This is a genomic window from Providencia sneebia DSM 19967 (assembly GCF_000314895.2).
Taxonomy (GTDB): domain Bacteria; phylum Pseudomonadota; class Gammaproteobacteria; order Enterobacterales; family Enterobacteriaceae; genus Providencia; species Providencia sneebia.
The window spans coordinates 2,191,869-2,213,152 of sequence record NZ_CM001773.1 but is presented as its reverse complement, the minus strand read 5'-3'; the positions used below and the strand labels follow the sequence as shown (position 1 = coordinate 2,213,152).

21 protein-coding genes are annotated in these 21,284 nt (G+C 35.2%); 8 read left to right on the top strand and 13 right to left on the bottom strand.

Annotated elements, in window-relative coordinates:
• Positions 1-34 precede the first annotated feature (34 nt).
• From OO7_RS09215 to leuE, 3 genes are all read right to left on the bottom strand, one after another.
• On the bottom strand, positions 35-619 hold the full coding sequence (locus OO7_RS09215) for a fimbrial protein (protein ID WP_008915681.1): 585 nt from the start codon (positions 617-619) through the stop codon (positions 35-37).
• A 68-nt stretch (positions 620-687) separates the two neighbouring features.
• Positions 688-1,245: a fimbrial protein gene (locus OO7_RS09210; RefSeq protein ID WP_008915680.1), complete on the bottom strand. Its 558-nt coding sequence runs from the start codon at positions 1,243-1,245 to the stop codon at positions 688-690.
• A gap of 1,327 nt (positions 1,246-2,572) precedes the next feature.
• Entirely contained in the window at positions 2,573-3,214 is a 642-nt protein-coding gene (gene leuE / locus OO7_RS09205; protein WP_008915679.1) for a leucine efflux protein LeuE, read from the bottom strand.
• Positions 3,215-3,729: 515 nt separating this feature from the next.
• Here leuE and OO7_RS09200 point away from each other — a divergent pair.
• The 3 genes from OO7_RS09200 (at position 3,730) to OO7_RS09190 (ending at position 5,354) form a co-directional block, all read left to right on the top strand.
• Complete coding sequence (locus tag OO7_RS09200) at positions 3,730-4,431, top strand: AzlC family ABC transporter permease (protein ID WP_008915678.1); 702 nt, start codon at positions 3,730-3,732, stop codon at positions 4,429-4,431.
• Positions 4,428-4,742, top strand: coding sequence for an AzlD domain-containing protein (locus OO7_RS09195; protein WP_008915677.1), 315 nt, complete (start codon positions 4,428-4,430; stop codon positions 4,740-4,742). The genes OO7_RS09200 and OO7_RS09195 overlap by 4 nt, the downstream gene beginning before the upstream one ends.
• Positions 4,743-4,889: 147 nt before the next feature.
• Positions 4,890-5,354, top strand: coding sequence for a YehS family protein (locus OO7_RS09190; protein ID WP_008915676.1), 465 nt, complete (start codon positions 4,890-4,892; stop codon positions 5,352-5,354).
• A gap of 51 nt (positions 5,355-5,405) precedes the next feature.
• Here OO7_RS09190 and OO7_RS09185 read toward each other — a convergent pair whose 3' ends face one another.
• From OO7_RS09185 to OO7_RS09170, 4 genes are all read right to left on the bottom strand, one after another.
• Positions 5,406-6,302 carry a LysR family transcriptional regulator gene (locus OO7_RS09185; protein ID WP_008915675.1) on the bottom strand — a complete coding sequence of 299 codons (897 nt, stop codon included), beginning with the start codon at positions 6,300-6,302 and terminating at the stop codon, positions 5,406-5,408.
• Positions 6,303-6,400: 98 nt separating this feature from the next.
• Positions 6,401-7,360: an acetyl-CoA carboxylase carboxyl transferase subunit alpha gene (gene accA, locus OO7_RS09180; protein WP_008915674.1), complete on the bottom strand. Its 960-nt coding sequence runs from the start codon at positions 7,358-7,360 to the stop codon at positions 6,401-6,403.
• 215 nt (positions 7,361-7,575) lie between these two features.
• Positions 7,576-8,112 carry a GNAT family N-acetyltransferase gene (locus OO7_RS09175; RefSeq protein WP_008915673.1) on the bottom strand — a complete coding sequence of 179 codons (537 nt, stop codon included), beginning with the start codon at positions 8,110-8,112 and terminating at the stop codon, positions 7,576-7,578.
• A gap of 20 nt (positions 8,113-8,132) precedes the next feature.
• The gene (locus OO7_RS09170; protein WP_201764255.1) at positions 8,133-9,593 is read right to left on the bottom strand and encodes an AMP nucleosidase; all 1,461 of its coding nucleotides are present in this window, start codon (positions 9,591-9,593) and stop codon (positions 8,133-8,135) included.
• A 557-nt stretch (positions 9,594-10,150) separates the two neighbouring features.
• On the opposite strand from OO7_RS09170, the gene OO7_RS09165 reads away from it, so the two are divergent.
• On the top strand, positions 10,151-10,393 hold the full coding sequence (locus tag OO7_RS09165) for a HEAT repeat domain-containing protein (RefSeq protein WP_008915671.1): 243 nt from the start codon (positions 10,151-10,153) through the stop codon (positions 10,391-10,393).
• A gap of 279 nt (positions 10,394-10,672) precedes the next feature.
• Here OO7_RS09165 and OO7_RS09160 read toward each other — a convergent pair whose 3' ends face one another.
• Complete coding sequence (locus OO7_RS09160) at positions 10,673-11,131, bottom strand: GNAT family N-acetyltransferase (RefSeq protein ID WP_008915670.1); 459 nt, start codon at positions 11,129-11,131, stop codon at positions 10,673-10,675.
• A 107-nt stretch (positions 11,132-11,238) separates the two neighbouring features.
• On the opposite strand from OO7_RS09160, the gene pdxR reads away from it, so the two are divergent.
• Both pdxR and OO7_RS09150 read left to right on the top strand, forming a co-directional pair.
• A complete protein-coding gene (gene pdxR, locus OO7_RS09155) occupies positions 11,239-12,717 on the top strand; it encodes a MocR-like pyridoxine biosynthesis transcription factor PdxR (protein WP_008915669.1) in 1,479 nt (492 codons plus the stop codon).
• Between the two features lie 160 nt (positions 12,718-12,877).
• Positions 12,878-13,459, top strand: coding sequence for a YebB family permuted papain-like enzyme (locus tag OO7_RS09150; RefSeq protein ID WP_008915668.1), 582 nt, complete (start codon positions 12,878-12,880; stop codon positions 13,457-13,459).
• A 159-nt stretch (positions 13,460-13,618) separates the two neighbouring features.
• Here the strand turns inward: OO7_RS09150 and OO7_RS09145 are convergent, their stop codons facing one another.
• Both OO7_RS09145 and OO7_RS09140 read right to left on the bottom strand, forming a co-directional pair.
• Positions 13,619-14,443: a PhzF family phenazine biosynthesis protein gene (locus tag OO7_RS09145; protein WP_008915667.1), complete on the bottom strand. Its 825-nt coding sequence runs from the start codon at positions 14,441-14,443 to the stop codon at positions 13,619-13,621.
• A gap of 199 nt (positions 14,444-14,642) precedes the next feature.
• Entirely contained in the window at positions 14,643-15,542 is a 900-nt protein-coding gene (locus OO7_RS09140; protein ID WP_043892690.1) for a LysR family transcriptional regulator, read from the bottom strand.
• A 139-nt stretch (positions 15,543-15,681) separates the two neighbouring features.
• Here OO7_RS09140 and OO7_RS09135 point away from each other — a divergent pair, with 139 nt between their 5' ends.
• On the top strand, positions 15,682-16,545 hold the full coding sequence (locus OO7_RS09135; RefSeq protein WP_043892689.1) for an SDR family NAD(P)-dependent oxidoreductase: 864 nt from the start codon (positions 15,682-15,684) through the stop codon (positions 16,543-16,545).
• The gene (locus tag OO7_RS09130; RefSeq protein ID WP_008915664.1) at positions 16,545-17,393 is read left to right on the top strand and encodes an SMP-30/gluconolactonase/LRE family protein; all 849 of its coding nucleotides are present in this window, start codon (positions 16,545-16,547) and stop codon (positions 17,391-17,393) included. The genes OO7_RS09135 and OO7_RS09130 overlap by 1 nt, the downstream gene beginning before the upstream one ends.
• A 247-nt stretch (positions 17,394-17,640) precedes the next feature.
• Here the strand turns inward: OO7_RS09130 and ahpF are convergent, their stop codons facing one another.
• The 3 genes from ahpF to OO7_RS09115 all read right to left on the bottom strand — a co-directional run bounded on the left by ahpF (position 17,641) and on the right by OO7_RS09115 (position 21,283).
• Positions 17,641-19,206 carry an alkyl hydroperoxide reductase subunit F gene (gene ahpF, locus OO7_RS09125; protein WP_008915663.1) on the bottom strand — a complete coding sequence of 522 codons (1,566 nt, stop codon included), beginning with the start codon at positions 19,204-19,206 and terminating at the stop codon, positions 17,641-17,643.
• A gap of 210 nt (positions 19,207-19,416) precedes the next feature.
• Complete coding sequence (gene ahpC / locus OO7_RS09120; protein WP_008915662.1) at positions 19,417-19,980, bottom strand: alkyl hydroperoxide reductase subunit C; 564 nt, start codon at positions 19,978-19,980, stop codon at positions 19,417-19,419.
• 178 nt (positions 19,981-20,158) lie between these two features.
• Positions 20,159-21,283: an ABC transporter permease gene (locus OO7_RS09115; protein ID WP_169337396.1), complete on the bottom strand. Its 1,125-nt coding sequence runs from the start codon at positions 21,281-21,283 to the stop codon at positions 20,159-20,161.
• Between the last annotated feature and the right edge of the window lies 1 nt (position 21,284).

The following is a 21,284-nucleotide window of genomic DNA, read 5'->3' as shown; positions in this document are numbered from 1 at the left end:
ATTCATAGATTGAAGAACCATATCTTTTTTTGCATTATTGATAATCTATAAAAAAACGAATAAGTCCTTGATAATTCCCAGCTTGTAATGGTTTACCAGTTAACTCTAATCGTAGAAAATAACGCAAAAAAAGTGATTGCCCATGTTTAGTATCATCATATAAGACATTCTTTATTAATGGATAAAGTTGCCCAGGTACTAATATATTTAATTTATTATCTAATACTGAAACGCCTAAACCCTGCGAAGCTCCCTTAAGGGTAAATGCATTAATATTTTCAGCAGTATTTCCTTCAAACCGGACAAACCATGTTTTCTTATCAACTGCTGAATAAATACTTCCACAATCACGAAGTTCTATTTCAAAGGGTAAATTATGTTGCTCACGCTCAAGTGCAGTAGAGAGCTCAGTCATTGTTAAAGAAGAAAAGTCGATAGTTTGGTAACGGTCTTTCATAACAATTGAGCATGGAGAAGATACAACGCTACCAATAATTTTTGTGTGGCCTAAATATTTAGATAGTTTTATTTCTTTAGCTTCAACAACAGAATTAAAAAAAGCTAATAGAAAAAATAAAATTATCGTTAGCCTCAACTCCTTATATAGATAACTTGTCACTTAACCCTCCTTCACCAGAACATTAATTTAAAGCCATCAGTTAAATAACTGATGGCTTATATAAAAAATTATTCGTAAGTAATACGGAAGTTAGAAATTGCGCTGAATTCACCTTCTGCAACAGGATCTGCACTAGCCATTTTTTGAGCTAATGCTTTAAATGTTAAAGTGTTGTCACCTACATTATTGGTGATTTGACTTAAAACATCTTTTGCTTTATCAAATTCAAAACCTTCAATTGTAATACCTAGGTTATTTGTATTTCCTGTAGAAGTGACTAAGTATTTCTTACCAGCAACATCAGAATAATTTTGCCCCGTAAATGTAAGATTCATATTTTTAACTGCAACTGGAGCGTTATTGGCATCAACGCCGCCAAATTTAGTAAAATCACAACCTGTGAATTCGATATTAAAAGTGGTTTCCGCAACTTGACCACTTTCCAATCCTTTACGAGATAGCTGACCGAATTTTACAGTTTGGTCAATTGATTTATTATCAATGTTACATGGGGATTCAACCACAGTACCGGTAAAAGTGATTTTACCTGTGTTGTCAGCCATTGCTCCAAAAGGAACAACTGAAGCTGCAAACAAAGAGACCATCGCTAATTTAGTAAATTTCATTTGTTTTTCCTTAGTAAAAATTGAAATTAAACACCGTATTATTTACGAGTGTTAATTCTATTTTTGAAGATAAAAAGTCTATATAAATAAGATAACAACAGACACCACTTTAAAATTTAACATCTATACACTTATATAAGATAAGCAATCTTTTTAATGATATATTTCTCCCTTATAAGTATAATCCCTAACAATTTAAATATATATTCATCAACTGTACCTTTAAAATAAATTACCTACTTTAAAATCAGACAGATGAAAAACACCCATTAAAATTTCAATAATCATCATTAAAATCAAAGCATAATGACAGTAATACCAATTAAAATTTAATAGTATTGATAGTTACTAGCTTTATTATTCCAAGTGTTCTTAAAAGATTTTATATAGTAAAAGTAACTCACCTTTATAATTAATATTCCCATAGGGTTACTAATGTAATCAATATAGTTAAATAAAGGGAAAAATTATTTAAGTCATAAATTAACTGTATTAAATATATGTTTACAATTATTTATAGTAAATACGTTTCAAACAATAAATATTCCATTATTGATAGTCAAAATTAATTGATTTATTGAGGTACTATTTTTAGTAAAAAATAAAATTAGTCTAACGAATTAATATATATATGATTTTTCAATCCAAATAAGAGATATTACTTAGAATTCTTGAATGCGTAATTATCTGTAATTAATCGTACCAATTCTTTTTGTTTGTTACATTTTGTTACAAATATTATAAAAAAAGGCATTTATGCAGAAAAACACACTTAGAACACGATAATAATATATCTAAATAAAAATACAGAATAATCTCATACAACTTATTTTAAATAAAAAAATATAACCTATGTTTAGAAAACAATTGATTTTTAAATGTTATTTAATACGTTTTCTTTACTTCTTTATTTTTTAATATTTATTTTTCTATTATTGTCTTTTTATTAATTATAAAAAATAAGAATGTATCTGTATCTTTTTTTTATAGCTGTGAGTGCAAAATGATTAATTTACATTTAATTAACATTTATCATTAAAACATACCCTTTTTAATTACAATATTAATTACAAACGAAAATATATTTATTTGTCATTCATTGGCTACTAAATACGCAAGTTTATAGCGATTATTTATAACAAATAGGATAGTTAAAATTTAATTTATGCTTAATCAGAAAGGTTATCACAAAATGGAGGGACTCAAGCTTCAATAATATTGCTAAAATGAACAGATAAATCAAACAATGAGAGTCATATTGAAGCTTGAGTTAAAAATTAAACGTCTTGTTGCAATTGATTTTTTATTATAGCTCGTTACAAATAAATTATGCAGTCAGAGCCAATTTAGCGCCAAACATCAAAAATACAGCACCTATGCAGCTATTTGATAATTTAGATAATTTCTTATTATGTTTCACCATATTGGTAACTACTACCGCACCAAAAATCAGTAACGATAAGTACATCATACTGCATATTTCGAGAATACAGCCTAATACAAAAAATGGCATTCCCGCATTAGGATAAGCAGGATCAATGAACTGAATAAAGAATGACACATAAAAAATAATCATTTTAGGATTCAGCAGGCTCAAAAATACCGCTTTTTGATACGTCCCTTTTGTTGCATGTGAGATCATATCCGCTTCAGCAACTGCTTCTTTTTTATGAATAACACTATAAAGCGTCTTCATGCCTAAGTAGAATAAGTAAGCAGCACCTGCATACTTTATTACACTAAAAAAGATTGGTGATGTTTTTACTAAAGAAGCAACACCCAAAAATGATAAAAAAATGAGCATAGCATCACCAGTAAACACACCTAATGCAGCTTTATAGCCATTTTTCACACCATATTTTGCACTACTTGTTAAGACAAATAAAGAATTTGGGCCTGGAACTAATGTAATAAAAATAACGCCGATTAAGTATGTCCATAAATTAGTAACACCGAAATTTTCAAACATAGTGCACCCACTAATCCGATAAAAAATACAACAAAATTTAAACAAACTAATCTGATTGAAGATATAATACACGCTTCATTTTTTTAATGAAAGATATCACTATCATTAATTAATAATATAGTCATTGTATTCAGGTTAAAGCCGACAAACCAATCATAACAACCAATAATTTACGATTAATCAGACGTATAATTCATCGTTGTTAAGCAAAACGAAATCGTGTTGATATTCACATGCATTCTGGAATTTAATTCCAAAATTTTTAATTTTTCTATATTTATATTTCGAGCGTATCAACAAAAAAGCGATAGTGAAAATTATCTCGATTCACGATATAACATTCATATTCTGTTCATTCGTTTTAGGCGCTTTTCTATCGCGTTATAGTTAAATAAATAACGTATTTTTATTGGCTATTTTGTGGTCTTTTATATAAAAACATGCGTGATTTTCTTATCGCCGTAAATCAACCAGCGATCTAAAGCAACTTTAAATTTTGGGAAAAGGTCTTTTTCATGCTTTCACAACAAAATAACCAAAAACGGCGTGCCTTTATTAATGGTGCAATGCATATGACGCCGCTAAATCTTGCCGTCATTCCATGGGGGATCCTCGCTGGTTCAATGGCTGTAGAAGCAGGCCTTTCATTTTCGCAAAGTGTTTCGATGTCAGTAATGATTTTTGCAGGTGCGGCTCAATTAGTTACATTGGGATTATTAAATTCAGGTGCGGGTTATATCACCATTATTATTTCCGTATTCTTTATCACTTCACAACATTTATTATATGGCTTAACGATGAGGCCATATGTGAAAAATTTTAGTACTGCACAAAGGTTAAGTATCGGTTTTTTACTTACAGATGAATTATTTGCGATAAGTGCGGCTAAACGTCAACCACTTAGTTTTCCCTATTTATTTGGCGCTGGATTTAGTTTTTATATTGTATGGTTAATTACCAGCTTATGCGGAATTGCAATGGCGAATGTCATTACCGACCTCAGTAAATTACATTTGGATTTTTCTGTGGTTGCGACATTATTAGCGATTGTTGTGCCATTAACTAAAAAAGTGAGCACCATTTGTGGCGTCATTTTTTCTTTAGTTATGGCTATAGTTCTTTCACGGCTTTCTATGAGTAGTGCTATTGTGATTGCAGGTGTTGGCGGGATGTTTGTTTCTGTTATCATTTCCCGTTTGCTCAAGGAGGAGAAATGATCTGGATATTAATCATTACATTAACCATAATTGTATTCTGTTTACGTTATGTGTTTTTGATCCCTCAACTTCCTGTTAGGCTTCCTCTTTTTATTCGCCAAGCGCTCAGTTATTCTGCACCTTGTTTATTAACGGCAATATGTGCGCCCGTAATTTTATTAGAAGGAAAAGAACTAAGAGAATTCCCTGATAATCCTTATTTATGGGGAGCTCTATTTTGTGTCGTTGTTGCTTCTTTAGTAAAAAATATGCTGATAACGGTAGGTCTAACTCTCCTATTTTTCTATGGATTGATCTATTTTATGGGATAAAAGGATTAAAGCGATGTGTAAAAAGTAGCATTACTGTGTTATATCCCGTCTTTACACATCCTTTTATTGATTAAGATTTCATTACTCTCTAGTATGCATGCTTAAAATTTAGGACTTAAATAATCTAATAATGGAAAATCAATAGCCATGCTTAATAATTATGTTTTACGCAGTGTTCGTTATATGTTGGATTTAAGTGACAACCAAATGGTTGAGATCGTCAAACTTGCAGGCTTACAGGTTACTAAAGCAGAGATGGTGACATGGTTAAAAAAAGATGATGATCCAGAATATAACGAATGCAATGACAATGTGTTAGGACATTTTTTAAATGGATTGATTTATTTTCGTCGTGGCAAAGATGATAGCCACCCCGCTCCAGAAATTGATACGCGGATAACAAACAATATCATATTAAAAAAACTACGCGTTGCTTTTGAATTAAAAGATGTTGATATGATTGAGATTTATCAATTAGTTGATTTTCGTGTTTCTAAGCCTGAACTTAATGCCATATTCAGAAAACCTGGGCATAAAAACTACCGTGATTGTGGTGACCAATTACTGCGCTATTTTTTGAAAGGCTTAACAATCCAATTACGCGGCGCATAATATTTAAGTTAACGCCATTAAGGAAAAGATTGTGGTTAATTAACACAATCTTTATTCCATATTCATTTTATTAACTAAATACTGCAAAAAAGCATTAATATTCGGAGATAGTGCCATTTTACTCGCATAAATTGCCCGAAGCTCCAAAGGAGCAGGCTGCTCATCAAAAGAAATTACCTCAAGTTGTTTTTGTTCAATCTCTAATTGGCAAGATTCCTGAACTAAAATTGCGTAACCAATACCTTTTAACGCTGCTATTTTAGCTAAAATACCGCTATTTACTCGATAATGACTATTAATACTTATTTTCTTTTGCTGTTTATTTTGATCGAAAAATATCCATGGCTGCCCAGCTAAAGCACTAAAACTTGAGATACAAGGTTTATTCGCTAATTCTGCTATATTTTGCGGATAACCTGTTTGTTTAATAAGATCTGGTGTGGCAACTACCACACTTTGCCAAGTTTTTATTACTTTAGAATGGTAGCTGCTATTACCTAACTCACCTCGATGAAAAGTTAATAATAAATCAATATTTTCATGGATTACATCGAGTGGTATTAATTGGGTATCACAATGAATAGCTAACTGAGGATGTAATAACGCAAATTCAGCTAATAACTCAGCGAGTAACATACTACCCGCTTCGCTAGGAATGGTCATACGCAAAACACCCGTTAATTGTGCCGGATGTTTGATTTGATTAATAATATCTTCAAGTTCTAAATAAAGCTTTTGACTTTGCTGTCGTAAAACTTTTCCTTGTTCAGTTAACCGCATTCGGCGTGTAGTTCTTTCAATTAGCCGACAATTCAGTTGTTCTTCCAATTGTTTGATGCTACGACTCACATTCGATGTTGGCATTGATAATTGTTTAGCTGCTTGGGAAAAATTCCCATAGGAAGCGACAGAAATAAACACCTTTAATAAATTCAGATCGACTGGCATCATTGCCCTTTATTAAAATTTTTGCACTTTATCTCTATATAAACAATATTGGCTACTTTGCAAATAGTTTATTAGCCAGATACTAATCAAAATAGAAATTAACAATAGCCAATTGCCATAATCTTTTGATAACGCTCAGCCAATAATGTATCCGTATCCAGTTGTTTTAATATTGATAAATCAGCGAGTAAACATTGTTTTAAATTATGGCTTGCATGCTGATAATCACGGTGTGCACCACCAAGTGGCTCAGGAATAATGGTATCAATAATACCTAATTCTTTAAGACGCATTGCTGTCATTCCCATGACTTCAGCTGCAATTTGCGCCTTTTGAGCATCTTTCCAAAGGATTGATGCGCAACCTTCGGGAGAAATAGCCGCATAAGTACTGTATTCTAACATATTTATCCTATCGCCTACACCGATTGCCAAAGCCCCCCCAGAACACCCCTCCCCAGTAATGACACAAATAATAGGTGTTTTTAGGCGCGACATTTCTAAGATATTTCGAGCAATTGCTTCTGCCTGCCCCCGCTCTTCTGCACCTATTCCTGGATAAGCGCCCGCAGAATCAATAAAGATAATGACAGGTAAATGAAAACGCTCTGCCATTTTCATTAAACGTAATGCTTTGCGATAACCTTCGGGTGAAGGCATACCAAAATTGCGGAACACTTTCTCTTTCGTCGTGCGCCCTTTTTGTTGACCAATGACCATAACTGGCTGATCATCTAAACGCGCCAATCCTCCGATTAATGCTTTATCATCCGCATAAGCCCGATCACCTGCAAGTTCTTGGAAATTCGTAAAAATTAAAGGGATATAATCAAGTGTGTAAGGTCTTAATGGATGCCGTGCAAGTTGCACAATTTCCCATGCATTAAGTTTAGAAAAAATATTTTTAGTTAACGTAAGACACTTTTTTTCAAGTAATTTAATTTCTTCATCAAAGTTAACGTTTGATGGCGAAGCATTTTGCTTAAATGCGACTAAAGCATCAATTTTTTCATGAAGCTCAACAATCGGCTTTTCAAATGCAAGAAAATGAGTAGACATAAATATGCTCAAATCAATACCACAATATTTTCAGTGTAGTTAAAGATCAGCAGACTTTCTATGCTTGAAATTGGGATGAATAGTTATCAAAAATGGGATAATAAAAACAATGCATAATATATTCTTCAATATCAGCGGTATCAGGTTCATATATCACTCATCGGTCTTGAATAAATTGTTTTATACAACGATTCCTTTTAATGGAATCGTTGTATTCAAAGCATTTTTTTATATAAGATACTGCAAATACCTTGTATTAAAACTTCTCTTTGCGGAATATAACCTAACTTTTGAGCAACGCGTAATGAAGCAAGATTATTAGGTTCAATCAAACAGACAGTTTGTTTAAATTTATGTTGAGATTTCAGCCAAAATAACGCGCCTTCCATGGCTTCTGTCGCAAAACCTTGGCCTTGAAATTCAGATGCGATAATCCACCCCGCCTCTGGTGTGCCTTTTACAATAGCTCGAGTCATCCGATGAAAATCAGCAAAGCCTAAATCACCGACATAAAGACCGGACTGTTTTTCTCTAACAGCCCAATATCCAAATCCTAATAAAGGCCATAATCCTAGATATTCCAACATTCGCATCCATGACTCGCGTTCAGTAGAAGGCGAGCCACCTAAATATCGAACCACTGATTGTGTTGCCCAAAGCTTCGCTAATGCAGGGAAATCACTATGTTGATGGCCGGCTAAAATCAACCTATCTGTTTCGAGCAAAGGAATAACACAACTTTTATTTAACATATGTTATTCCTTTATTATGATTACCTAAAAGGTGGCTCATTAAATGTTCTTAGTTTTCGTGAATGCAACTTATCGCCTTCTTCCCTAAGCAAATCTATTGCACGTATTCCTATTTGCAAATGCTCTGATATCGCACCTTCATAAAAGCTATTTGCTTGTCCAGGTAATTTAATTTCACCATGCAAAGGTTTGTCAGAAACACATAATAATGTGCCATAAGGCACTCTAAAACGATAACCTTGAGCCGCAATCGTTGCACTTTCCATATCAACGGCAACTGCCCTACTCAAACTAAAACGACGTGCTGTTGCAAAAAATCTTAATTCCCAATTGCGATCATCTGTAGTAACAACTGTTCCTGTACGTAAGCGCTGTTTAACTAATTCACCCGGCATACGACTAACCTGCTTAGTTGCATCATAAAGCGCTCTTTGTACCTCTGCAATACTTGGGATTGGAATATCAGGCGGCAAGACATCATCTAAAATATGATCATCACGTAAATAAGCATGCGCTAAAACATAATCTCCAATATTTTGGCTTTCTCGTAATCCGCCACAATGCCCAATCATTAACCAAGCATGTGGCCTTAATACCGCTAAATGATCACATATATTTTTTGCATTTGATGGACCCACGCCAATATTAATTAACGTGATGCCTGCACCATCTTTTGCAATTAAATGATAGGCTGGCATTTGAAATTTTTTCCATGTCAAATCAGATGTTGCTATAGCAGGATCAGCATTTTCAGCGGTTAAATAATGGAACCCGACACAAGATAACGCAATATATCGGCTATTAGGATCCTTAATCTGCTCACAAGCCCAACTAACAAACTCATCAACATAACGATTATAGTTGGTAAACAAAATATAGGGTTGCACGTGTTCTGGAGGGGTGCCTGTATAATGCTTCAGTCTCGCTAAAGAAAAGTCTACGCGCAAAGCATCAAAATGAGATAATGGCCATTCATCCGTAGATTGAATTAAGCCATCAGTAATATCATCACTAATTTCTGCAAGGTCAGTAATAGGGAAATATGTAGCAAGGCTACTTCCCATACTTCTATCTAATACTAAATCAGAGCCATCAATTACAAATGGATATGGCACTTCAACCTTAGAGGGACGAACAGTAAATGAAACATCGTAATCTTGCTGCAAAATAGTCAATTGTTCTGTTAAATAGTGACGAAATAATTCAGGTTGAGTCACTGTGATGCTGTAATTTCCCCGTTTAACAAAACGAGCATATGCACGAGTTTTTTCACAATGATCAACTTGTCCATACCATTCAACACATAATTCAGGGTATGAAAATGCCCCTTTTTCTCTCGCTTCTATATCAGGTAACTTACCTTCTTTAATATAATCAGCAATAGCATTTCTTTGTAAATCAATAGCATTGTTATATAGCAACTCAAGTTTAGTTAGAACTTCATCAATGGTTAGATTTTCATAACTTTGGCATTGTTCAATAGGCACGCTAAGCTCCTTATTAGATAACATTCCCAACTGAGGATGATTACAAATAAACTGAGTTATACTATAAGCTATAAATAAGCTTAACTGTTGGTTTTTATTTATCATCAAACAACATTCTTAAAATGACAAACAAAATTAAGGATAAACTTGAATACTATTCGATATAGAATGAGATGTCTCTTTTCAAAAATAATCGAAACGAAAAATTAACAAGACAATTTGTTTTATATCAACTCTTTTTATTAGTAAACTCTTATCATGAATAAATAAAGTAACCAATTTAAATTAAAATTATTTATTTTTTACAATAAAACACTTTCGGATTTTATTACTTACATATTGAAATATCATTAAAATAGATAAAAATAAATTTACATAATAATACAACAATTCTGGGTTTATATTATAAATACCAAAATAACCCATAATAAAGGTTATTTTGGTATAAAACCGTTAAACAATATCCCAATACAGAGAGATGTTATCATTGCTTTAATTTAAAATAGTAATTAAGGATAAATTAATTTAATAAAATTATAGTGAGGTTATTAATGGAACAACAAATTATTAGTACACTTGTTGAGCTAACCTTTCGCAGTAATGACAATGTTAAGGTTGCTGCAATATCAGCGTTAGGAGACTATAAATCAACAATCGACCAAGAAAAAGCTATCGTCCGGCTGTTAACTCTTTGCCATGATCCAAATAAAGAAGTTGCTATATCATCTATTAACTCATTAAGTAAGTTAGCAAGTTATTTTAGTCAACAAGAAAACAAATCAAATAAAGGTTAATCTCTATTTATTATTAATTTTTGATTATTAAACTCCTCATTTGCAATTTAATTTTATTATAATAAACATATAGGTAATACCTATATAACCATAGAAGACATTAAATTATTTTGATATTGTTGAATTAATAAATATCAGACTCATTTAATATAATCGTAAAAAGTTTTATTTTTCTAATAACCGATACATTAAAACCTAAATGCCGAGTATAAAATTATCTCGGCATAATAATTTTATTTAATGACGTTAAATGAATATCAATAAAAAATAATTAATTGTTTACAACGGCATTCTATATTCAATAACACCTGGTTTTTGTGCAACCCAGTCATAAAGCCTCTGACCGCGTAAATTAGTTTCTTGTGTATGCCAATATAAACGATTGCATGCATGTTGCTTAGCTTGAGTATGAACAAATTCAATCAAGCACTTACCTATATGTCGCCCTCTCACATCTGGTGAAACAAATAAATCTTCGAGATAACAGAAATTATTTTTAGCCCATGTAGAACGATGGTAAAGATAATTAACAAAACCAACAACTTTTCCATCTTCTAATGCAACTGCACAATACATTGGCTCATTATCATCAAAGAAACGTTCCCAAGTTTTCAACGTTGTTTCTTCACTCAGCTCCACTTTATAAAATTCTTGGTACTGCAGCCAATAATCTAACCATTGAGCATAATGCTCAGGTGATACTAATTTCACATCAATAACTAATTCATTATTATTCATAATAACTCCTTTTAAAATATAGGCATATCAATTGATAGCGTTATATTACTTGTCCATCTGGAACTGTATAAGATACACTTTTAATATTTATTTAGGATCCACTTTTAATGAAAGCAAAATCACAGGCTCAATTCCCGCACCTACTTTTAGATGGCGGTTATATTAAAGATAAGGTTTATCACACGATCCGTAACGCGATTCTAGATGGGCGTTTGGCGGCAGGCACAAAACTTCCATCAAGCCGTGCTTTTGCCGAAATGATGTCAATCTCACGTAATTCTGTTATAGCTGGCTTTGATCGTTTAACAGATGAAGGCTATTTATTTACTAAAAAAGGGGCTGGAACTTATGTGTCCACAACTCGCCCCGATGATGTGATTAAATTGCCAACAAAAATGTGTCATGTTCCTAAATCACAACAAACAACATTTCATCCCAACTCAAATCTCACAAATTTGGCTACTCAATGGGAAAAATCGAGACCTAACACATCTCAATATAAAATGTTTAATATAGGTGTCGGATGTGTTGACCAATTTCCTCATGATTTATGGGGGCGCATTCTTGGGCGTGCTTGGCGTAGTTCTAAACGTGAGATTACTCACTATAACCACCCCGCAGGATACCCACCATTAAAAAAAATTTTAGCTGATTATGTTCGTTCTACACGAGGAGTAAATTGTCATCAAGACCAAATCATTATTGTAAATGGTACACAACAAGCGATAAATATAGCCACTAAAGTATTATTACAAACAGGCGATTGCGCATGGTTAGATGACCCTGGTTATGACAGTGCCAGAGCAATTTTAAGTGTTTCGGGCATTAACATATCACCAATTCCTTCTGATAATGAGGGCATGGATATTGCTTATGCTGCTAAATATCATGCTGATGCAAAATTTATTTATACAGCACCTTCTCATCAGTTCCCTCTAGGAACAACATTAAGTTTGCCTCGTCGATTGGCACTATTAGAGTGGGCTTATCAAAATAATGCTTGGATTTTTGAAGATGATTATAATAGCGAATTTCGTTATCTTTCTAAGCCAATACAAGCACTCCAAGGGCTTGATAAATATCAGCGGGTTATCTATTCAGGAACATTTTCTAAGATGATGTACCCAGGTTTTCGATTGGGATTTTTAATTGTTCCAGAAAAACTTCAAGAAGCTTTTACTATGATTAAATATTACAGCGACAGCCATTCTGGTTATTTAGAACAAGCGGCTTTAGCACAATTTATTCAAGAAGGCCATTATGCCCGCCATGTCAGACGGGTACGAAAAATTTGTTATTCTCGACAATTAATATTAATTGAAACCATTAGACATTATTTACCACATGTTTTTGAGGTTGAATTAACAGATTCAGGTATTCATGCTGTATGTTGGGTAAAACCTGAATATAACTTACAAGATATTATATCTGCTTGTCGTCAGCTAGGTTTTGGCGTACAACCGCTTTCTCGTTATTGTATTAATAGTCAGAATAATAACGCAATTTTATTCGGTTATGCAGCTCATAATGAAACAGATATTACTAATAATATCATCGCATTAAGTCACGTAATTAAACACTTGTAATCATAAAGAGACACACTTCATCAATAATAAATAAAAGCTCAACCAATGACTTAAATATTACATTATCCATCTCTATTTCATGACATTATCTTATATAATCATTTTCAATGAAAAATAAAATACACATAATTTAGACTTTTTAATATTAGTGAGGTATCTGATGGAAAATAAAGCGGATTATCAGCAATATGAAATTGGCGATATTATTTTTACCTGCATCGGTACCACATTATTCCGCCAAATTGCCTCTGCCTCACAATGTTGGAGTAATCATGTGGGAATAATTATTGGGCATAATGGGCAAGATTATATCGTTGCTGAAAGTCGAGTTCCCTTATCCACCACAACAACATTAACACGCTTTATCCAGCGTTCTGCGAATCACCAATATGGTGTACGTCGTTTAGCAACTCCGCTATCCAATGAGCAAAAGCAAGCATTAATTGCTGAAGTTCCAGCAAGATTACATAAATTTTATCACACTGGTTTCGATTACTATTCATCAAGACAATTTTGTTCTAAGTTTGTGTTTGATATCTACAAATCTGCACTTTCAATTAACATCGGTAAGATAGAAACGTTTCAAGAATTACTTGGACAAAATCCTAATGCCAAACTCAATTTCTGGAAATTATGGTTCATTGGTCAAATCCCGTGGGATCGCGCAACAGTAACACCAGCAAGTTTATGGAATCACCCTCAACTTAAATTAATTTATCATAACTATGATGATATTCATTAACAGTTTAAAATAGTATTAGAGTATTTGAAAAATTTTCATCAATAAAAACAGTATAAATTGTCTAATATAATTAAGTGAAAAAGCTAAATACCCATAATTATCTGTTAATTATAGAACTAGAAAAAATTATAAGGTTACAAAACAGTAACCTTATAATAATTAAAGCTCAACTGTACCACTAATACAATTTATAACATCGCCGCCAATCCAAATTCCTTCTTCATCCGAAGTTACATATATTAATCCATTACTGGAAACACATTGTCCCTGACCTGCAATATAGTGATCGGGTAATTTTTTCTGAGGAATTAACCATTGAGCGACACTTGCGTTAAAACTTCCCGTGACAGGATCTTCTTCAGCAATTGAACAGCAAAAAACTCTGACTTCTAACTGTTTATCATAACCTTCTGGATAAATGGCACATAAACCGATGTTATAACCGTGTAATTGCGCGTAATTTGGTTTGATGCTTAATAACTTATCAACAGATTTAAGCTCAATACCTAACCAACCCGGACCATTATCTAACCAATGAAAATCAACAACATCCTCATCCGTGATATCTAAAGCTTTTAATAATTTTAATTTTTCACTTTGTTCAACTTCACCACTACGAATAAGTGGTGGAGCCTTGAATGCAAGGCGATTATTCACCCTCTTTATTGTCACTAATCCCAACCCACATTCTTGAACAGTTTTATCTAGTGTCTTTCCATATATTTGTTGCCAAACATAACAACTCCCCAAGGTAGGATGACCGGCAAAAGGTAGTTCTCCTTCAGTCGTAAAAATCCTTACGCGGTAATCAGCTTCTTGTGTTGTTGGCTGCAATAAAAAGACGGTTTCACTCAAATTTGTCCATTTTGCAAATTTAGTCATTTGTTCAGTAGTTAAGCTATCAGCTCCAACAACAACCGCGAGGGGATTTCCATCGAGTTTTTTAGAAGAAAATACATTAACTTGTTCAAAAATATACTTCATTTCATGCCTGTATAATTTTATTTATGGTATTTATCAGAATAATAACTAATGGATTAATAACATAATTATCCATTCTGGTGGAGGTTCATCTTTTTGTCATGCGGAGCCATGTCAAACATGACCCGATAACCAATTATAGCGATTATCGGGCAATTATACTGTTTCATAAGGGCCAAGAATACTTAGGAAGCCGGAAACCTTATCGTTCTTCTTGAATAAAATGAATAAATTTGCGAGCCAATGGGGATAAATGTCGGTAGCCTATAGCTAACTCAAATTCAATCTCAGGATCAGATATGGGATGATAGCTAATTTGTTCATGACAAAAATTACTCATACTTTGAGGAACAATAGATACCCCACCCCCAACGGATACTAATGATAATACCGCATGCATCCCATGTGCTTCTTGGGTGACCATAGGTACAAATCCTGCTTTAGCACAAAGGCGGATAACGCGTAAATGAAAACCTCGTCCTTCAAGCATTGGCCATAAAATGAAAGGTTCATTTGCAAGATCAGCAAGGGTCAGTTCTGAACATTGACTGAGAGGGTGCGCTTTGGGGATAGCCATGCACAATCGATCATTGTCGAAATTTATTAAATTGATGCTATCAGCTCTTTCCAGAGGAGGAAGCAACACACCAATATCTAATTTCCCATCCTGAAGTGCAGTGACTTGCGCTAAGGTTGTATCTTCTCGTAGCTCAATGCGCACCTGAGGATGACTTTCTCTAAAGCCGCGAATAATATCGGGCAACCGACCATAAAGAGCACTTCCCACATAACCTAAGTGTAAAAGCCCTGTTCGACCTTCTGCTACATCCCGCGTAGAAATAATCGTTTTTTCAGCCTGTCGAATGGTTTCACATGCCTCACTAAAAAACACCTTTCCCGCAAGTGTGAGTCCAAGTATTCGATTACCACGCTCAAGCAGGGTAACACCGAGATCTTTTTCTAGTTTTAGTATGGCATTTGTTAATGGAGGTTGTGACATATTTAGGCGTTTCGCAGCACGATGGAAATGTAATTCCTCAGCTACAGCAATGAATTGCTCCATACTACGTAAACTGATCCGCGTTCGAATTTTGGTTGTCATATCCCGCCCTATTTTGTTATTAAGCTTACTTAACTACGATACAAATAATGTATCATGGAATGATATAAATAGTATTTTATATATCATTTCAATCACTCTAAGCTGTTATGCAATAATTTATTGTAATGGTGCAAGTGATATGGTGAATTTTAAAGGACAGGTTGTACTTATTACTGGTGCTGCCCGAGGATTGGGTTTTGCATATGCGCGCTATATCGGCCAGCTTGGTGCAATGGTTTTGATTCAGGATATTGGTGCTAATTCTTTGGGAGAAGGAACAGATCCTCAGGTTGCCGAATTTGCAGCAGAGACACTTCGATTAGAAGGATTGAATGTACAAGCTATTATAGGGAATATTGACTCACGAGAAGGGTGTCAAAAACTCTGTCACGATGCGCTCAAAGTAGCGGGTCGGTTAGATGCCTTGATCCATAATGCAGGTTGGGTTGCTTATGAGGACATTGAGTCGATAAAAGAGAGTTCTTTTGACCACATGATGGATATCGCGGCTAAGGCACCGCTTTGGCTCTCACAGGCTGTTTGGCCTACAATGAAAGCGGCTGGCTATGGCCGTATTATTATGACAACTTCTTGTCGAGCTCTCTATCCGCAGTATGTTCATAAAGGTTTAGCATCCTATGCAGCGGCTAAAATGGCTATAGTTGGGATCATGAATGTCCTAGCTTACGAAGGTAAAAACGATGGGATTATCGTTAATGCAATATCCCCCGTCGCCAAGACTCGCATGTGGGGTATAGAGGAAGAACCTGCCGATCTATATCCAGCATCAGTCGCCCCTGGTGTAGCCTATTTGGCCTCAGCAGCATGCATTGAAGGAGGATGGATACTTCGTGCTGCGAACGGGCAATTTCATGCTACCAAAATGATGGAAGCCGAAAATGTCAATTATCCACTAAATCTACGCGCTATTCAGGCATCAACCATTCAAGAAATGGTGGAAAACTGGCAATACATTGCTATTCCTAGCGTGGAACCTCGATAATGAATAACATATCAGTGGCCTTTGCAAGTAAGGCTATATTGGGTGAATCGCCTATTTGGAGCCCCGTAAGAGCAAGGCTTTTATGGGTCGATACTCTTGGTGCTTCTCTCAATTTTTTCGATCCGATAACAAGTCAGAATGTGGAATATGCCTTACCTAGCCCTCTGGGTTTTGTGGTGGAAAAAATCACAGGTGAGCTAATTATTGGCATTGGCTGTCACATTGAACTCATTGATATAAAAGGAAAAAGACAAAGGATAGCGACTGCCCCACACGCACATAAAAATTTTCGCTTCAACGATGCCAAATTGGATTCTTCTGGTCGTTTATGGGTTGGATTGATTGACCAAGATTTAAAAGAGGGAACCGGAATTTTATATCGTTTCGATCCTGATGGTAAGTGGCATACTGTAGATTCAGGTTTCACGTTGATTAATGGAATAAGTTGGAGTCTAGATTGGAAAACTCTTTACGTAACTGATTCACGGCGCGGCGTAATTTATGGGTATGATATGGATCCCCACTCAGGAAAAGTCAGTAATAGAAGGGTTGTGATAAGTATTAATAGCAAAGAAGGTAAGCCTGACGGATTGATTGTAGACAAACATGGATTTCTTCTAAGTGTACTCTTTGACGGAGCCGCCATTGCGCGGATATCTCCAGAAGGAGAAATTGAGCGGTGTTTTCAACTTCCTGTTCATCGACCGACAAGCTGTACTTTTGCTGATAATGAAGATTATCTGTATATCACCTCAGCGAGACTTGGGCTATCGGAAACTCATTTGAAAACGAGGCCTCAATCAGGCTCACTGCTGGTGCTCGACTATAAACGAGCATTAGGGCTATAAGCGTTGATTTTATAAATTGTATATAACTAGCTAAATATCACGCTTAGGTAGCAAGGTAATCTGACCTATTCGTAGTAGTCAATTAAAACTTACCACCGCTTTAGAGTTTTTCCAGTATCTATTTTCAGATTCGTTTGGGGTAATCCCCATGCGTAGCGCGGGATTCTCTAGATATAGAAAGGCACTCATCTCTGAGTGCCTTTCTGAATATAACATTATGATTTTATAGATATTTTGTCTATTTTCTCTAGTTGCTACTTGTACGGATCAGGTAATCAAATGCGCTAAGTGCGGCTTTAGCACCTTCGCCAGCAGAGATAATAATTTGCTTATACGGAACTGTAGTACAGTCACCCGCCGCAAATATCCCTTTCATACTGGTTTCACAACGTGCATCCACTTCAATCTCACCAATACGGTTACGAGCAATAGTATCACCTAACCAGTTTGTATTTGGTAAAAGACCAATTTGAACGAAAGCACCAGCAACTTCTAAAGAATGCATACTATCACTAGTTCGATCTTTATATTCTAGGCTAGTCATCTTGCTTCCATCGCCCTTCACTTCCATTGTTTGCGCATTCACAATAATATCAATATTATTCATGCTACGCGCTTTGTCTTGCAATACAGAGTCCGCTTTCAGTTCTGGAGCGAATTCTAATACAGTGACATGTTCAACAATACCTGCTAGGTCGATTGCAGCTTCGATACCTGAGTTACCACCACCAATAACAGCAACACGTTTACCTTTAAATAATGGACCATCACAGTGTGGGCAGAATGTAACACCTTTTGTGCGGTACTCTTCCTCACCGGGTACACCCATATTACGCCAACGAGCACCTGTCGCGATAATGATACTGCGTGACTTCATTATGCCGCCGGAAGCTGTTTCAATTTGGTGTAATCCACCTTCTACAGAAGCAGGGATTAATTTAGTTACAGATTGACCATCAATGACATCAACACTGTAGTCATCAACATGATTTTTCAGTGCCCCAGCAAAAATTGAACCTTCTGTTTTGATAACTGAAATATAGTTTTCAATATCAACAGTGTCCATAACTTGGCCACCGAATCGTTCACCAATAATACCTGTGCGAATACCTTTACGCGCTGTATAAATAGCAGCCGATGCACCAGCAGGACCACTACCAATAATCAGAACTTCAAATGGTTCACGCTCAGTGAGTGCTTTAGCTGCTCTTGCATCAGCATTGCTATCAACTTTATTAACAATTTCACTTAATGTCATACGGCCTTGACCAAACTCTTTTCCATTCAGGAAAACAGCGGGGACGCCCATAACATTACGTTCTTCAATCTCATTTTGGAACAATGCACCATCTATTGCCGTATGGCTGATATTTGGATTCAGCACTGCCATTAAATTTAGTGCTTGTACAACATCTGGGCAGTTATGGCATGAGAGAGAATAATAAGTTTCAAAATGAAATTCCCCTTCAAGGGCTTTCACTTGATCTAATAACTCTTGTGCTTCTTTTGATGGATGACCACCCACTTGTAGCAAAGCAAGGACAAGAGAGGTAAATTCGTGACCTAGTGGAGAACCAGCAAAACGCACGCCGCTATCAACACCTGGATTGGTAATTAAAAATGATGGCGTTCTTATCGCACTATCATGTGTTTCACGCACAGTTATTTTATCTGAAAGTGATGCAATTTGATTTAGCAGCTCTTTTATTTCATTTGATTTATTGCTGCCATCTAAATTTGCAACCAACTCAACGGGTTTAGTTAATCTTTCTAAATAAGCTTTTAATTGCGCTTGCATATTATTATCGAGCATATGATCCCCTTGTCCATAATATCGGGTACATAGCACCCAGTATAAATTGCCAGTAGACGAAAAATGATTAATTTTTTACTTGTCTTACTCGCTGATTTTTAACAATTGTTATGGCGAATATTTAAAATGATTTTATACCTCATTTTAAATCGGGTGCAGATGCACCCGAAATATCAGCATAATTGTTTTGCTTTCGAAAGAGTTTTCGAATTAGATTTTGCCGACTAGGTCTAAAGATGGAGAAAGAGTTGCTTCACCTTCTTTCCATTTAGCTGGGCAAACTTCACCTGGGTGGCTTGCAACGTATTGAGCTGCTTTAATTTTACGTAGCAGGTCTTCAGCGTCGCGACCAATACCTTCAGCGGTGATTTCGATTGCTTGAATGATACCTTGTGGGTCAACAACGAAAGTACCACGGTCTGCTAAACCTTCTGCTTCACGCAGGTTTTCAAAGTTACGTGTCAGTTCAGCTGTTGGGTCACCAATCATTGCATATTTGATTTTACCAATGGTATCTGAATATTCATGCCATGCTTTGTGAGTAAAGTGGGTATCAGTTGAAACAGAGAAAATTTCAACACCCATTTTTTGGAATTCTGCGTAATGGTCTGCAATGTCACCAAGTTCAGTTGGGCATACGAAAGTGAAGTCTGCTGGATAGAAGAAAAATACACTCCATTTTCCTTCAACATCTTTTTCGGTAACTTCAATAAATTTACCGTCTTTAAATGCTTGGTTTTTAAATGGTTTGATTTTAGTATTAATTAAAGACATCTTATTTCTCCTGTTTTGTTACCTAATAAGATAATGGTTTACCGCATTTATTTCCAATCAGTTGATACTATTAATATGATAGGTATTACCTAACAATAATATTTCAATCAATAGGTTTCACATTTAAACGTTTATTTAACAATACAGCAAGTTATTTATGTATTATTAACATATTCATTTATGCCATGCTTGCAATTGTTTTACGGAATTGAACCAATGCAAGTGAGAAGAAAACGGCACCAATAGCAAATAATATTAGGAATTGTGGCCAAACAATTTGGAACCCAGCACCTCTATACAAAATAGCTTGGGCAAGACTAACAAAGTGTGTTGTCGGCATTGTTAACATGATGTCTTGAACCAACTGCGGCATACTTTCCCTTGCTGTTACACCACCAGAAAGCATAATTAATGGTAGCAAAACTAAAATCATTAATAAGCCAAATTGCGGCATAGAACGCGCGATTATTCCCATAAAAATACCAATTGATGTTGTAGCAAAGAGACTTAACGCAACACCACACATAAATAGCAGTATTGAGCCTTCAATTGGGACTTGTAGCAAAAGCTTGATGACTAAAATCAGAGAAACACTTGAAGCAATCAGAACGACTAACCCCATAGACCATATTTTAGACATCATGATTTCAAATGGCGTTAATGGCATCACCATTAAATGTTCCACTGTTCCGTGTTCTCTTTCACGAATTAAAGCTGCTCCCGTCAGAATAATCGCTAACATCGTAATATTATTAATGATAGCCATAACCGAACCAAACCAAGATTGCGTTAAGTTGGGGTTAAATTGCATTCTCACTTCAAGATCTACAGGGAGACTTTCACCACTTCTAGCCTTTGCCAAAAACTCATTCACTTCACCCAAGGTAATATTCTGAATATAACTATTACCTAAGAAAGCTTGACTCATTCGCGTTGCATCAATATTAACTTGAATTTCCGGATGACGCCCCGCTAAAACATCTCGTTGAAAATTGGGTGGAATATCTAAGACGAAAGTATAAGTACCGCGGTCTAATACACCATCAATTTGCTCGGGAGTTATCTCTACCGGCGTATTAAAATATGGCTGATAAAAGCTATTAATTATCCGGCTTGATAATTGCGACCTATCTTGGTCCACAATAGCGATAGGAGCATTGTGTAACGAACCTGAAGTCACTGTCGCTGATGAGTAAATTGACACAGTAAATGCAAAGATAATTAACGCTATCATTGCATTATCACGCCCTAAACTACGCAACTCTTTAACACCTAAGTTAAATATATTCTGTATATTACGTATC